At 58.3% G+C, this 12,891-nt stretch carries 12 protein-coding genes; 7 read left to right on the plus strand and 5 right to left on the minus strand.

What is annotated here, in order from left to right:
- The first annotated feature begins 86 nt into the window (after positions 1-86).
- The gene (locus tag ACR0B8_RS14575; protein ID WP_170361980.1) at positions 87-641 is read left to right on the plus strand and encodes a helix-turn-helix transcriptional regulator; all 555 of its coding nucleotides are present in this window, start codon (positions 87-89) and stop codon (positions 639-641) included.
- Complete coding sequence (locus tag ACR0B8_RS14580; RefSeq protein WP_170552584.1) at positions 638-1,156, plus strand: GNAT family N-acetyltransferase; 519 nt, start codon at positions 638-640, stop codon at positions 1,154-1,156. Before ACR0B8_RS14575 ends, ACR0B8_RS14580 begins: the two co-directional genes overlap by 4 nt.
- Before the next feature lie 14 nt (positions 1,157-1,170).
- Here ACR0B8_RS14580 and ACR0B8_RS14585 read toward each other — a convergent pair whose 3' ends face one another.
- From ACR0B8_RS14585 to ACR0B8_RS14605, 5 genes are all read right to left on the minus strand, one after another.
- Positions 1,171-2,415 carry a molybdopterin molybdotransferase MoeA gene (locus ACR0B8_RS14585; protein WP_170361979.1) on the minus strand — a complete coding sequence of 415 codons (1,245 nt, stop codon included), beginning with the start codon at positions 2,413-2,415 and terminating at the stop codon, positions 1,171-1,173.
- Between the two features lie 271 nt (positions 2,416-2,686).
- A complete protein-coding gene (nadC, locus tag ACR0B8_RS14590; protein ID WP_170361978.1) occupies positions 2,687-3,535 on the minus strand; it encodes a carboxylating nicotinate-nucleotide diphosphorylase in 849 nt (282 codons plus the stop codon).
- On the minus strand, positions 3,532-5,097 hold the full coding sequence (locus tag ACR0B8_RS14595; protein ID WP_480658949.1) for an L-aspartate oxidase: 1,566 nt from the start codon (positions 5,095-5,097) through the stop codon (positions 3,532-3,534). Before ACR0B8_RS14595 ends, nadC begins: the two co-directional genes overlap by 4 nt.
- An 8-nt stretch (positions 5,098-5,105) precedes the next feature.
- On the minus strand, positions 5,106-6,158 hold the full coding sequence (gene nadA / locus ACR0B8_RS14600) for a quinolinate synthase NadA (protein ID WP_226689753.1): 1,053 nt from the start codon (positions 6,156-6,158) through the stop codon (positions 5,106-5,108).
- Between the two features lie 155 nt (positions 6,159-6,313).
- Positions 6,314-7,222, minus strand: a complete 909-nt coding sequence (locus ACR0B8_RS14605) for a LysR family transcriptional regulator (protein WP_480658946.1) — start codon at positions 7,220-7,222, stop codon at positions 6,314-6,316.
- A 160-nt stretch (positions 7,223-7,382) separates the two neighbouring features.
- On the opposite strand from ACR0B8_RS14605, the gene ACR0B8_RS14610 reads away from it, so the two are divergent.
- From ACR0B8_RS14610 to ACR0B8_RS14630, 5 genes are all read left to right on the plus strand, one after another.
- Complete coding sequence (locus ACR0B8_RS14610) at positions 7,383-8,531, plus strand: oxidoreductase (RefSeq protein ID WP_480658961.1); 1,149 nt, start codon at positions 7,383-7,385, stop codon at positions 8,529-8,531.
- Between the two features lie 216 nt (positions 8,532-8,747).
- Positions 8,748-9,137: an adenosylmethionine decarboxylase gene (gene speD / locus ACR0B8_RS14615; protein WP_226689751.1), complete on the plus strand. Its 390-nt coding sequence runs from the start codon at positions 8,748-8,750 to the stop codon at positions 9,135-9,137.
- 106 nt (positions 9,138-9,243) lie between these two features.
- Positions 9,244-10,437, plus strand: a complete 1,194-nt coding sequence (locus tag ACR0B8_RS14620) for a GNAT family N-acetyltransferase (protein WP_226689750.1) — start codon at positions 9,244-9,246, stop codon at positions 10,435-10,437.
- 29 nt (positions 10,438-10,466) lie between these two features.
- Positions 10,467-11,054: a hypothetical protein gene (locus ACR0B8_RS14625; protein WP_170361972.1), complete on the plus strand. Its 588-nt coding sequence runs from the start codon at positions 10,467-10,469 to the stop codon at positions 11,052-11,054.
- 77 nt (positions 11,055-11,131) lie between these two features.
- Positions 11,132-12,682 carry a polyamine aminopropyltransferase gene (locus ACR0B8_RS14630; RefSeq protein ID WP_170361971.1) on the plus strand — a complete coding sequence of 517 codons (1,551 nt, stop codon included), beginning with the start codon at positions 11,132-11,134 and terminating at the stop codon, positions 12,680-12,682.
- The last annotated feature ends 209 nt before the right edge of the window (positions 12,683-12,891 follow it).

Genomic DNA, 12,891 nt, shown 5'->3' on the forward strand with positions numbered 1-12,891 from the left:
GCAGAAATTTCTGCGCCCTTTTTTATTGCGTATTACATATTTTTGGAGAATAATCTCTATAATGAACGATATTCTCACATATGAACATGCTGGATGATCTCTCGAACCGCCTCGCCAACCGTCTGAACGAACTGCGCCGGAGCCATGGGTGGTCACTGGACCAACTGGCCGAACACAGCGGCATCAGCCGCGCCACGCTTTCGCGGATGGAAAAGGGCGATGTCAGCCCGACCGCTGAAACGCTGGGGCGGCTCTGTGCAGCTTATGGCCTGCCGATGTCGCGTCTGCTGATGATGGTCGAAGACAGTTTCGACCCTCGCGTACCGTTCGAACGGCAACCCGAATGGCGCGACCCGGAAACCGGATTTACCCGTCGCTCGGTATCTCCGCCCGCCACTGGGCTTAGCGGAGAGGTGCTGGAAGGTCACCTGCCCCCCGATGCGATAATCACGTACGATGCGCCACCAAAGCCTGGGCAAGAGCATCACCTGATCATGCTGGACGGCGCGCTGAAACTGACCGTAGACGGCGTTGCCCATGATTTGAATGGCGGCGATTGCCTGCGCTATCACCTTGCGGGTCCCACGCGGTTTGAAACAACGCCCGCGCGTGGGGCACGGTACCTATTGGTGCTGATATGATTACACGCATCGACGATTGCAGCTTTGACACCGCCTTGGACGACCTGACCGATATCCTGCACGCTTGTGTACAGGACGGGGCCAGTATCGGGTTCATCCTGCCCTTTTCATCGGATCAGGCCCGCGCCTATTGGCAAGACCGGGTGCGGCCCAACGTACAGACCGGCACGCTGGACCTGTTCGTCTTTCGTGAAAACGAACGCATTGTGGGCACGGTGCAATTGATCCCCGCGACGATGCCCAACCAGCCACACCGGGCCGATGTGGCAAAACTGCTGGTTCACCCCAGCGCCAGACGCCGGGGTTTGGGGCGGGTCTTGATGGCGGCGCTTCAGGACCGGGCTATCCAGCTGGGCCGTACCTTGCTGGTGCTTGACACACGCAGTACAGACCCGTCACGCATCCTGTATCAAAGCCTAGGCTTTCAGATCGCCGGAGAGATCCCGGACTATTGCCGCAATCCGCTTGAGGACCGGCTAGAGCCTACGACCTATATGTACAAAAACCTAAGTTGATCCGGGCATCTGTTTCAAAAACGAAGAAACGGCAACTTATGACCTTTTGGCAGCGTTTCGGTTTCCGCAGGGATGACTGCAAGACCATCCGCCTGTGCCAGCGTCGCAACCCGGCCGCTATATGAAGGTGCCATCAAACGCAGCCGTGGAACGCCGTCGGAAGTCGTGCCGTCGATCATGACCGGACGGTATTCCTGACGCCCTGCGTGGCGCTGCAGCGGATCGGCCAGCACCGCCTGTTCCGGGGTTGGCGGCGTATGACGCAGACCAGCCCGACGCGCCATCATGTGCGACCCGATGATCTGCCATGTCACAAAGGCCGAAACCGGATTGCCCGGCAGCCCGACATAAAGCGCGTCGCCGCGCCGACCGAACATGATCGGCTTACCAGGTTTCATGGCCACCTTCATCACGTCAATCTGGCCGCCAATGGCTTCAAACAGGCGCGGCATGTGATCTTCATCCCCCACCGAAACACCACCCGTTGTGACAATGAGATCAGCATCATCGCAGGCCTGCCGCAACACCTGCTCCAGCCGCTCGGGGTCATCTGCGACCGGGCCTATATCCATCAGATCAATCCACGGCTTGTTCAGCAAAGCCCGCAGCATATAGCGGTTCGAGTTGTAAATCTGGCCCCGGCCCAGCGGTTCACCGGGTTGTTGCAGCTCATTACCGGTGGAAAAAAGGGTGACCTTCAGCTTCCGGAATACATTCACATCGCCATACCCGGCCGAAGCCAGTGCTGCAGCTTCGCGCGCGGTGATCTCGCATCCTTGCGACAGGATCGGGGCACCCGCCTTCAAATCCTCCCCCGCGCGGCGGATATGTTGGCCAGGTTTGGGACGGCGGGTAAATCGGATACCTCCGGTGGTGGCCTCGCAATCCTCCTGCATCAGCACGGCGTCGAAATCGGCGGGCACCGGGGCACCGGTAAAAATGCGCAAGGCCGCACCCGCTGGCGTACCATGGGCACCGCTGTCCCCGGCGGCGATGCGTCCCGCCACCGGCAGGTTGAACACGGGCCCTTTGCCCAGATCAGTCGTGCGGACGGCAAAGCCATCCATGGCGGAATTGTCGAAGGCGGGCATGTCCACCTTGCTGGCGCAATCCTCAGCCAACACCCGACCCGTCGCATCGATCAGGGACACGGTTTCGGTCTCGGCAATCGGATCGGCAACGGCCAGTCCGCGAGCCAAAGCCTCTGTCACCGTCAGATACATCCGAGCGTGCTGGTCGCAACTACATCCATCAGCCATTTGGGCCCTCCAACCGGCCAAACACCTCTTCCAACTCAGCGCGTTCAACGCGAGCCTCTTATTAGTTGGAGCTTGGGCCGCCGAAAGCCATCACACCCCCAAACTGTCCATGAGCACGGCAATCAGGATTGCACAGCCCGGCCAGCGATATGCCCCCAATGAACAACACTGGCGCAGAGCCGTCATTGACATAGGTCACGATCACTATTCGCGGGCGGTCAGAGGGAATGGCACCGGAGCGGCCTCCATCCGCGAGAGGGTTTGAGTTGGTTCAGAAATCCAGCCCGATATCGATGGTGCGATAGGAATGAGTCAGCGCCCCGGATGAAATGTAATCCACGCCGGTTGCCGCCACGGCGGCCACGGTGTCGCGGCTGATATTGCCCGATGCCTCGGTCACGATCCGGCCGTCGACCAGTGCCACCGCCTGTTTCAATGTCTCGGGTGGCATGTTGTCCAGCAACACGACATCGGCCCCGCCGACCTCCAGCACTTCGGCCAGTTGGTCCAGCGTGTCCACTTCGATCTCGACCTTCATCATGTGCGAGGCGCGGGCCTTGGTGGCCTCAAGCACGGCGCGCACCCCACCGGCTGCGGCGATGTGGTTGTCCTTGATCAGGATCGCATCGGACAGGGAAAAGCGGTGATTGAACCCGCCACCATGCAGAACCGCTTGTTTTTCGACAATACGCAGGCCGGGCGTGGTCTTGCGGGTGCAGGTGATGCGAGCATTGGCGCCTTTGGTCTCGGCCACCAGCGCCGCCGTCGCGGTCGCCACCCCGGCCATGCGCCCGGCATAGTTCAGCGCCACCCGCTCACCCGACAGGATCGAAGCGGCGCTGCCCTCAATTTCCATCAACGTATCACCTTTTGTGCAGCGTTGGCCGTCGGCGATGTGGGTGGTGACATGCAGTGTCGGGTCGACCAGACGGAACGCCAGCGCCGCCACCTGCATACCCGAGACCACCGCATCCTCGCGCGCGTTCAGCCGGGCAGAATAGGTGGCATCTGCAGGGATTACGGTCAGGGTGGTAACGTCGCCATTGGCCCCCAAATCCTCCATCAGCGCGGACCGTACCATCGGTTCAAGGATCAAGTCGGGCAAGGCCGGATATTTCATTCTGTGTCCTTTGCAATACGGTCCCGCAGGGCCAGCGCCTCGCTCAGCGTCAGGGCCGAGCGTTGGCCGGGGCCGGGAGTAAGATCAGGGAAATCGGATCGGGAATGGGCACCGCGACTTTCTTCGCGCAGCAGCGCGGCAGCCGCGATCAGGGTGGCGGTGGCGGTCATGTTCAGAAACAGATCAGAGCCCGCATGCCGGGATTCCAAAGCCGCGATTTTCGTCAACGCTTGGCGCAGACCGGTACCGTCGCGCACCACACCTACATGTTCGGTCATGGTTTCGCGCAGGGCCGCCACGTCCCGTTCATTGATCGGCTCACCACCGGTGGTAAAACAAATGTTCACCTCAGCCGCGTCCTGCGGATTCACAACGGTTGAAATGTCGCGCGCGCATGAGCGGGCAAACACCAACGCCTCAAGCAACCCGTTCGACGCCAGCCGGTTCGCCCCATGCAACCCGGTCGAGGCTGCCTCGCCGCACACCCACAGCCCAATCAGTGAGCTGCGCCCGGCCAGATCGGTCTCAACCCCGCCCATGTGATAATGCGCCGAAGCGGTCACGGGGATGGGGTCGGTCGCAGGATCGACACCGTTGCGCAAACAGGCCTCGGTGACCGCGGGGAATTGCCTAGCCATCTCGGCCCCGATGGCCTGGCGCGTGTCCAATGCCGGGCGTTTGCCCGCCTGCGCCTGCAGGTAAACGGCGCGCGCAACCGTGTCGCGGGGGGCCAGTTCCGCGTCAGGGTGGATGTCGGGCATAAACCGGTGGCCGGCGCTGTCGATCAGGATGGCACCGTCGCCCCGAAGCGCCTCGGTTGCCAGTGGCGTCGGGTCCTCGCCCACGTCGATGGCGGTGGGATGAAACTGTACAAATTCGGCATCTGCAATGCGCGCACCTGCGCGAGCAGCCATGCCGATCCCCTGCCCGCGGATACGTGCAGGATTGGTGGTTTGGGCATAAAGGCCCGAGGATCCCCCCGTGGCGAGAACATGCGCTGATCCGCGCAGCAATATCGGCGGCGCATTGGCGGCATCGGCGCGGGTCAGGTAAACGCCGGTCACTTGTGTACCGTCGCTTTCCAGCCCGACGGCCTGCGCGCCCTCGATCACTTGAATCGACGGCGTTCGGCGCACCTCCTCGATCAAAGCACGCATGATCTCGGTTCCGGCCTGATCGCCCTTGACGCGGACCACGCGGGCTGCGGAATGCGCGGCCTCGCGCGATTGCACGAACCCACCATCGGCGGTGCGATCAAACCCGGTGCCCAAGTCGGACAGATCATAAATATGTTCCGGTGCGGCATTGGTGACGAACTCGGCCACCTCGCGCAGGACCGACCCGGCCCCGGCGCGCATGGTGTCGTCCGCGTGCGCTTCTGGGCTGTCCGTCCGCGCCATGGCAGCGGCAACGCCGCCTTGTGCCCAGGCCGAGCTTGCACCCGATCCAAGCGGTTCAGGCGAAATCATCACCACAGGGCAAGGGGCCAGCTTCAGGGCCGCATAGACTGCCGCCAGCCCGGCGCCGATGATGACCACACGCGGCGTCTCAACGCTCTGCATGTCGCGGATCAAATACCCAGCTGGCGTGACAAGTCGATCATGCGTTGCACCGACAGGCGGGCCTTGTCCGCCACTTCGGCGTCAACCTCGACCTGCCCGGTCATGGTATCAAGCGCGAACAGCACCTTCTCCAGCGTGATCTTCTTCATGTAGGGGCACATGTTGCAAGGGCCCACAAACTCGACCTCGGGCAGTTCGTCGGCGATGTTTGAAGCCATCGAGCATTCGGTGATCAGCAGCGCCTTTTCCGGTTTTTCATCGGTGACGTATTTGATGATACCGCTGGTGGAGCCCGAGAAATCTGCTTCGGCCACAACGTCCGGTGGGCATTCAGGGTGCGCAATCAGGCGAGTGCCCGGATTCCATTCCCGGAAATCGCGCAAATCCTGCGGGCTGTATTGTTCATGCACGATGCACGACCCTTCCCACCAGACCACATTTTTCTGCGGCACATCGCGTGCCACGTTCTGCGCCAGATACTGATCCGGCGTCATGATGACCGTGTGGCTGTCTTGCGCCGCAACAATCTGGGCGGCATTCGACGAAGTACAACAAATATCTGACGCCGCTTTGACCTCGGCCGTGGTGTTCACATACGAAACAACCGGCGCGCCTGGATACCGGCGACGCATTTCCTCGATCCCTTCGGTGGTGATCGATTCCGCCAGCGAGCATCCCGCCTCCATATCTGGCATCAGGACCGTCTTGTCCGGGCTGAGGATCTTGGATGTCTCGGCCATGAAATGCACACCGCATTGCACAATCACATCCGCCTCGACCTCGGTCGCTTTGATCGCCAGTTGCAGGCTGTCACCGCCGAAATCCGAAATGCCATGGTAAATTTCGGGCGTCATGTAGTTATGGCCCAGAATGACCGCGTTGCGCTCGACCTTCAGGTCGTTGATCGCCTTGACATAGGGCGCATAGATCGCCCAATCGACGGGCGAGACCACGCGGGACATGCGGTCATAGATATCGCTCATGCTTGCGGCAAGCTCGGGCGATGGGGTCAGATCATATTTTTCGGAGAGATGCGCACGCTGCGCCGGTAGGTCGAACACGGGACTGTTTTTCTGCCTGATGGATTCGTGACGCACTTAATATGGGGTTTATCGTGGATTTACCACCACTCTTAAAAGAAGAATGTTCCAATATTCCCAGCTCTGGCGGAACTATCTTATCAATTCAGGCGCAACAGACCTTCTCGGCCCGCACCTCAAGCATCTCGGGGGCTGGTCTTGCCCGAGAAATGGTCGGCCACAAAGTCAATCAAGGCCCGCACGCGCCGCGGTAAAAATGGCATTTCTGGGCGTAAAATAAAGATCCCACCACCGGCATTCGGTTCAGCATGATCGGGCAAAACCGAGGTCAAGCGACCAGTGCGCAAGTCATTCGAGACAAGAAACTCCGGCAGCCAAGCAATGCCGCGCCCGGCGCAGCACGCCGCACGGAGCGCTTCGAGGCTGTTACATGAAAACCCCGGCCCAAGACGCGGTATGGGACCCGCTGCTCCCGTGAATCCCCAATCCGACAGGTGTTTTTCCGGACCCAGGCGTAGACATTTATGCGCGGTCAACTCCTGTGGTTGCTGCGGAACGCCGTGCCGCTCAAAATAGGTGGGCGCTGCACATGGTATCCGCCGATTGTTCATCAGTTTCCGCGACACAAGCGATGAGTCCGGCAAAACGCCGCTGCGGATCGCGATATCAAAACCTTCTCCGACCAGATCAACAACCTTGTCCGTCAACAGCATGTCAATCTCAACCTCGGGGTTGAGATCCATGAATTCAATGACCAGAGGGACCACGTGTCGCTGACCAAAAGCCGCCGAGCTTGTCAGGCGGATCGTGCCATTCAGGCTGTCGGCACCATCGGCAATGTCCTCTTCCAGTGCCGTCAGGCGGGCGAGAATCTCGCGCGCTTCCTCTACATATCGCTGTCCCGCCTTGGTCAAGGTCATGCGCCGAGTCGAGCGTATGAGAAGCGGCACCCGCAACCTCTGCTCTAGCTGATACACCCGCTTGCCGACGGCCGACGGGGTGTATCCCAATGCGCGGGCCGCAGCCGAGAAACTGCCGTGATCAACCACGGCCAGAAGAATTTCCAGTTCAGCCTTTTGTGCCATTTGATCCAAAAAATATCAAAAACTAATCCCAATCACTACATTATCAAAAGAAATTGTCCAAATTATCTAAGGTGGAGATCAAAAACCAAGGAGAACCACCTTGCCCGCCGCCTCGAACATCTCTCTCTTCACGCCGCTTACACTGCCGAACGGGCGTGTTTTGAAGAACAGGATCATCAAATCGGCCATGTCGGATTCACTGGCCGACGGTCAGGGCAACCCAACCGCTGCACAGATGCGTCTGTATGAACGTTGGGCAACAGGGGGTGTGGCCGCGTCAATTATCGGCGAGGTGCAAGGCGATCCTCATTTCCCTGAAAAGCCGGGCAATTTGGTGCTTGATGAACAAGCCGACTTGGCGGCCTTCAGCGATCTAGCCCGGCGCGGGTCGGCCGACGGCGCGCAGCTTTGGCTGCAACTCGGCCATGCCGGGGCGTTGGCCCATTTACCGATCAGCCAGCCCAGAGGCCCAAGTGCGATAGACTTCCCAGACTTTCGCAGCGAAGCCATGTCTTTGCCAGAAATCAGAGCAATCCCGGATCAATTTGCCCGCACTGCCCATCTTGCAGCCAAACTTGGTTTTGGGGGCGTCCAGATCCATGCCGCGCATGGGTTTCTTCTGAGCCAATTTCTCTCTCCCCTCTTCAACCGCCGGACGGATGCCTATGGCGGCGCAATCCACGCGCGGATGCGCCTGCTGATCGAAACGGTCGAGGTCGTTCGTGCCGCGGTGCCCAGCAATTTTACAGTTGCCGTCAAACTCAACGCTACCGATCAGCTGGACGGTGGCCTTACAGAACAAGACGCGCTGAAGGTGGTTGCTGGGCTTGAAGGCAAAGGTGTTGATCTATTGGACATCAGCGGCGGAACTTATTTTCCGGGGGCTCCGTCCAGTTCTGATCGTACGTCCAAAGGCCCCTATTTCCTCGACTTCGTTCGTGCGGCGCGCGGACTAACCGCGATCCCGCTTATGGCCACCGGAGGATTCAAGCGCCGTGACGAGGCAGAAGCCGCAATTATGGCGAGGGATGTGGATGCGGTGGGTATTGCACGAGGCTTTGTTCTTGATCCCGCTTTGCCCCGGACGTGGCAGGCGCGACGACACGAGGCCCCCTTCCCCCGCTTCACTACCCTTCCACCCGGAGGGATGACCGCGTGGTATACCATGCGCATGACGGATATCGGGTCGGACCGGGAAGGATCGGTGGATCGCGGTATTGCCCAGGCCATCACCGAATATGAAAACCGCGACGCACAGCGCGCAAGGATCTGGCAGAACCGGTTTAATTCCAGGTCAAAGCAAACCTGAGACAACCGATCAGCAGGTTATGTGAAATTGCACCCAAAAGCACCAAAACAGAACTAGTCGCGGTCTTGATTAAATTTTAACGCAAATCCCTCATGAGTTGTGTTTTTTTGCCACAGCCCAGCAACCCAATTCAGATAGGCCTGAGTTGAGATTGACTATCAAGATCAGATGGATAGTCAGGATGCAGAATTTTTGGATTTGAGGTTTCGATTTCATATGGATGGGTTCTCATCTTCTCTGGGCCTACACCTTATAGCAGATTTTTTCGATGCAAGCGCACTATACGATCCTTCCCCAGCAGAAGAGACCCTGAGACGCGCAGCAATTGCTGCCAATGCTCAGGTTCTTGGGATCAACATGCGCGATTTCGGACAACGGGCAGGTTTCACAGGCATGGCACTTTTGGCCGAGTCGCACATCTCGGTCCACACCTGGCCCGAACACGGATATGCCGCCATCGATATCTTTATGTGCGGTGACGCAGTACCACAGCGCAGCTTAGAGGTTTTGAAGTCCTATTTCCGCCCCCAGCGCGTCGATGTGCAATCCATCAAGCGCGGTCTGATCGGACAGAGCAGACACCGGCTTGCGGCGGCGGGCTGCTAAAGGGCGGATGAAGGAACTGCGCAGATGCCCGGTCACGATAAGTCTCATACTATGCGCGATAATCGTTTATGCGCTGTGGGGTCCGGTTCGGTATTCCGGACCCATTGTGACGCTACCCGATCATCTGTTGTTTTCGATCCGACATGGCAACCTGAACCATCTGACGCTCAATTGCCTGCTAATCCTTGTTGGCGGCAGCCTCAGCGAACCGCACTTGGGCAGCGCCCGAACCGCAGGGCTTGTTATCCTTTGCGCCGTTGCCGGAACGACCACAGAATTCGCATTGGCCGGACCCGGCTTTGTGGGGCTGTCCAGTGTCGCCTATGGCCTGGTTTCCTATGGCGTGATTGCCACAAGCACACCGGGGCGACGCAGTTGGATGCTGGCGCTGATTGTCTTTGTCCTTATCGCCGAACTGTTGTTTCTGCGTCCTCAGATCGCCGTTTTCACCCACAGCACATCCGCCTTGATCGGAGGAGGACTCGCCATGTTTAGCGCCCTGTTCGGCTCAAAAGGGCCAACCCTTAAACCCATGGAATGGCAGCATGTATCCCCGGCTGTCCAAATCATCGCACAAACCGACGAAGATGATGCCGACGAAGCCGAAAACAAGTTCGTGCATGAAGGAACGGACAACATGTTCGTCCTGCAGGACCGCGGCGAGGTGCTGGGGCTGATCGGCTATTGCCTCGACGAAGATGCGCCGGACATCGCCTGGCTGTCCTGGACTTATCTGGATCAGGCGCATGCGGGCAAGGGGCTGGGAAGCCAGATGCTGAACGACCTGCTTGGCAAACTGGCCCAGATGCATGTCCGCAAGATTTTCATCGAAACCAGCGACTATGAAGAGTTTGGCAAAAAGCTCTATGCCGCGGCGCATAAACTGTATGAGGAATTCGGAGCCGAAGTCGAACTGACGGTACCCGGGTATCACGGCCCACGCGAAGCCAAGATCATCTATGGATTGGACAATCCCGAAGCGCCCGACATACAGGCGGCAGAGCCATCGCCAACCACTGGCCTGAGCTTCACCGACATTCACAAAGCCGCCGAAACGGACGACGTTGCCGGCCTGCGCTGGTGCGAAACCAGCAGCGGGCTGAGCGGGCTGGATCAACAGCTTTCGTTGGCGCGCGCGCAAAGTTATCGCATGGCCGTTCTGGCCATTCCGTCCGACCTGTCCAACGCCAACGCAACAGAACTACAGGCCAATGGCCTGAAAAAATGCGGCGAGCTCAAAGAGTTCTACGGCAAAGACCTGCATCAGGTCTGGTGGAGCAGCGACCTTGGCGAAACCTGAATCACAATCTCAAATCAATAGGAGAAATTATGTTTGGAAACATTAAGACGATAGCCATTGTTGGCGTTGTGGGCTTTGTGGCCTATTCGATGTTTTTTAGCTCGAAGTCCGAGCAAACCGCCGATCTCGGGCAGGTTCTGGACCGGACCGAATTCGCGATCAACCAGTATCAGGAATACCTGGAAGCCAACAGCATCGCCGAAGCATCTGACGAGCAGGTGGATGAGTTCACCGGATATTTGGCTCAGGTCATGAACTCGGACCCGCGCTTTTATGACGAACCGCTGGGCATGGAGGTTCTGTCTGACGCCAAATTCTCGGGTTTTGTCGATCCGAACGCAAACGGCACCCGCGACTCGAACGAGGGTGAGATTTTCACCATCGAGATTGACGAGGCCAACAACCGTCTGATCGCCACCGACACCACCGGCCAATCCGCGGGCCTGCGGTTTTCGGGGGCGGGATTCCTGGCGGGGGCTCTGATCGGCAACCTGATCAGCCGCCAACGCTCGGCCGGCATCACCGCGTCCAGCTTCAACAACCGGTCTGTAACGCCGCGCAACAGCTACTCGGCCCCGCGCAGCGCCCGCTCGGGCGGTTTGCGCGCCGGTAAATAAGACGCCGCGACTACACCAAACCCCACTCAGACCCGGCGCGTTATCAGTGCCGGGTCTTCCCGTTTTCGGATTTTGAAATGACTGATACTCTGACACCGCGTTACACGGCGCTGCCCCGGCGGCAGGCGATGGTTCTTCTTGGCGCAATCCTTGTTGTTGCCCTTTGTGGCATTGTCTACGAATTGATCATCGGTACGGTGTCCAGCTATCTGCTGGGAAACTCGGTCTATCAGTTCTCACTTACGATCGGGTTTTTCATGTTTGCCATGGGCGTGGGGTCCTATGTGTCCCGTTTTTTCCACGGCAACCTGATCCAGACGTTCATCTGGGTTGAGCTGATCCTGGCGCTGATCGGTGGTCTGTGCAGCGTGTCGCTGTTCATGCTTTTTCCTTATGCGCCCTGGTTTTACACGGTGGGTATGTTCACCTTCATCTCGGCCATCGGATTTCTGGTCGGGTTGGAAATACCGCTGCTGATGCGCGTATTGTCGGAAAGCAGTACAACGCGGGAATCCATCGCTGATGTGCTGTCACTAGACTATATCGGTGCGCTTGGGGGATCGGTTCTGTTTCCCATTCTGTTGCTGCCGTCGCTTGGGCTGATTTCATCCTCTTTCGCTATCGGTTTGACCAATGCCATGGTTGGCCTGCTCAGCGTCCTGTGTCTGCGCGACCAACTGGATGCGCCCAAACGGATGCTGGCCTGTGCCATTGGTACCATAGTTTTGTTGTTCGCCCTGACCCTGGTGGCCGGGCGCATCACTGCATTTGCGCAGGATCATCTGTATTTTGATCGCATCGTCTGGCGCAAACAATCGCAGTATCAGTCGTTGGTCGTTACCAATACTTGGCAAAAAAACGACGTGCGCCTGTACATTGATGGCCATCTGCAATTCGCTGAAACCGACGAATACCGCTATCACGAAGCGTTGGTCCACCCCGCCTTGTCCTGGGGGGATAGCACCCCAAAGTCGGTTCTGGTGCTTGGCGGTGGCGACGGTCTGGCAGTACGTGAAATCCTGAAACACCCCAGCGTTGAGCGTATCGATCTGGTCGATCTTGACCCAGCGATGACCGACCTGGGGCGCAATCTGGCCCCCGTCGCACGTCTGAATGACAACAGCATGGAGGCATCCATACTAAACGTTCACAACACCGACGCTTTCAACTATGTCAAATCCACCGATCAGATCTATGACCGGATCATCATCGACTTTCCCGATCCTCATAGCGAGGCGCTTTCAAAACTGTATTCGGTCGAGTTCTACGCCATGGTTCAGGGCATTCTGTCCCAAAACGGCGTTCTGGTGACACAAAGCAGCTCACCTTTCTTTTCCCCCCATACCTATTGGACGATATCGGAAACCCTGTCCGAGATGTTCCCGCAGGTGGTGAACTATCAGATGTCGATCCCTTCTTTCGGGGTTTGGGGTTACAACCTTGCGACCAATGAACCCGCGTCTACACTGGGGGATCTGCCCGAGGGTCTGAGGTTTGTAACGCCAGAGGTTTTTTTGGCCGCGCAGGTGTTTCCCGGCGACATGTTGCCCAGACGCGAGCTTGCAGTGAATTCCATCTTTGACCCCGGCATCTACCAGGAATACGCCCGCGACGTGTCCGGCTATTGAGCCTGGACGCCAATTGAATGTCGTCCACCTCTCAGATCAGGTCTAACAAGCGGACACTGTCGAAAAAGGTCTGCATCGTCAGAGATGCTGACCTAACCCGGAGACTGTAGGTGCTCTCATAACGCTGCATTACCGCCATTGATTTCATTAAAGAAAATTATTGAAGTTCGACCATATTTCTGCGCGATATTTGCTCATAACTCTGCACG

This window comes from Ruegeria sp. BH6, assembly GCF_056538105.1.

Excerpts from the sequence above, each read along its gene's own strand:
- ACR0B8_RS14575 (WP_170361980.1), top strand. The coding sequence starts at position 87 with ATGCTGGATGATCTCTCGAACCGCCTCGCCAACCGTCTGAACGAACTG.
- ACR0B8_RS14580 (WP_170552584.1), top strand. The coding sequence starts at position 638 with ATGATTACACGCATCGACGATTGCAGCTTTGACACCGCCTTGGACGAC.
- ACR0B8_RS14585 (WP_170361979.1), bottom strand. The coding sequence starts at position 2,415 with ATGGCTGATGGATGTAGTTGCGACCAGCACGCTCGGATGTATCTGACG.
- nadC (WP_170361978.1), bottom strand. The coding sequence starts at position 3,535 with ATGAAATATCCGGCCTTGCCCGACTTGATCCTTGAACCGATGGTACGG.
- ACR0B8_RS14595 (WP_480658949.1), bottom strand. The coding sequence starts at position 5,097 with ATGCAGAGCGTTGAGACGCCGCGTGTGGTCATCATCGGCGCCGGGCTG.
- ACR0B8_RS14605 (WP_480658946.1), bottom strand. The coding sequence starts at position 7,222 with ATGGCACAAAAGGCTGAACTGGAAATTCTTCTGGCCGTGGTTGATCAC.
- speD (WP_226689751.1), top strand. The coding sequence starts at position 8,748 with ATGGATGGGTTCTCATCTTCTCTGGGCCTACACCTTATAGCAGATTTT.
- ACR0B8_RS14625 (WP_170361972.1), top strand. The coding sequence starts at position 10,467 with ATGTTTGGAAACATTAAGACGATAGCCATTGTTGGCGTTGTGGGCTTT.
- ACR0B8_RS14630 (WP_170361971.1), top strand. The coding sequence starts at position 11,132 with ATGACTGATACTCTGACACCGCGTTACACGGCGCTGCCCCGGCGGCAG.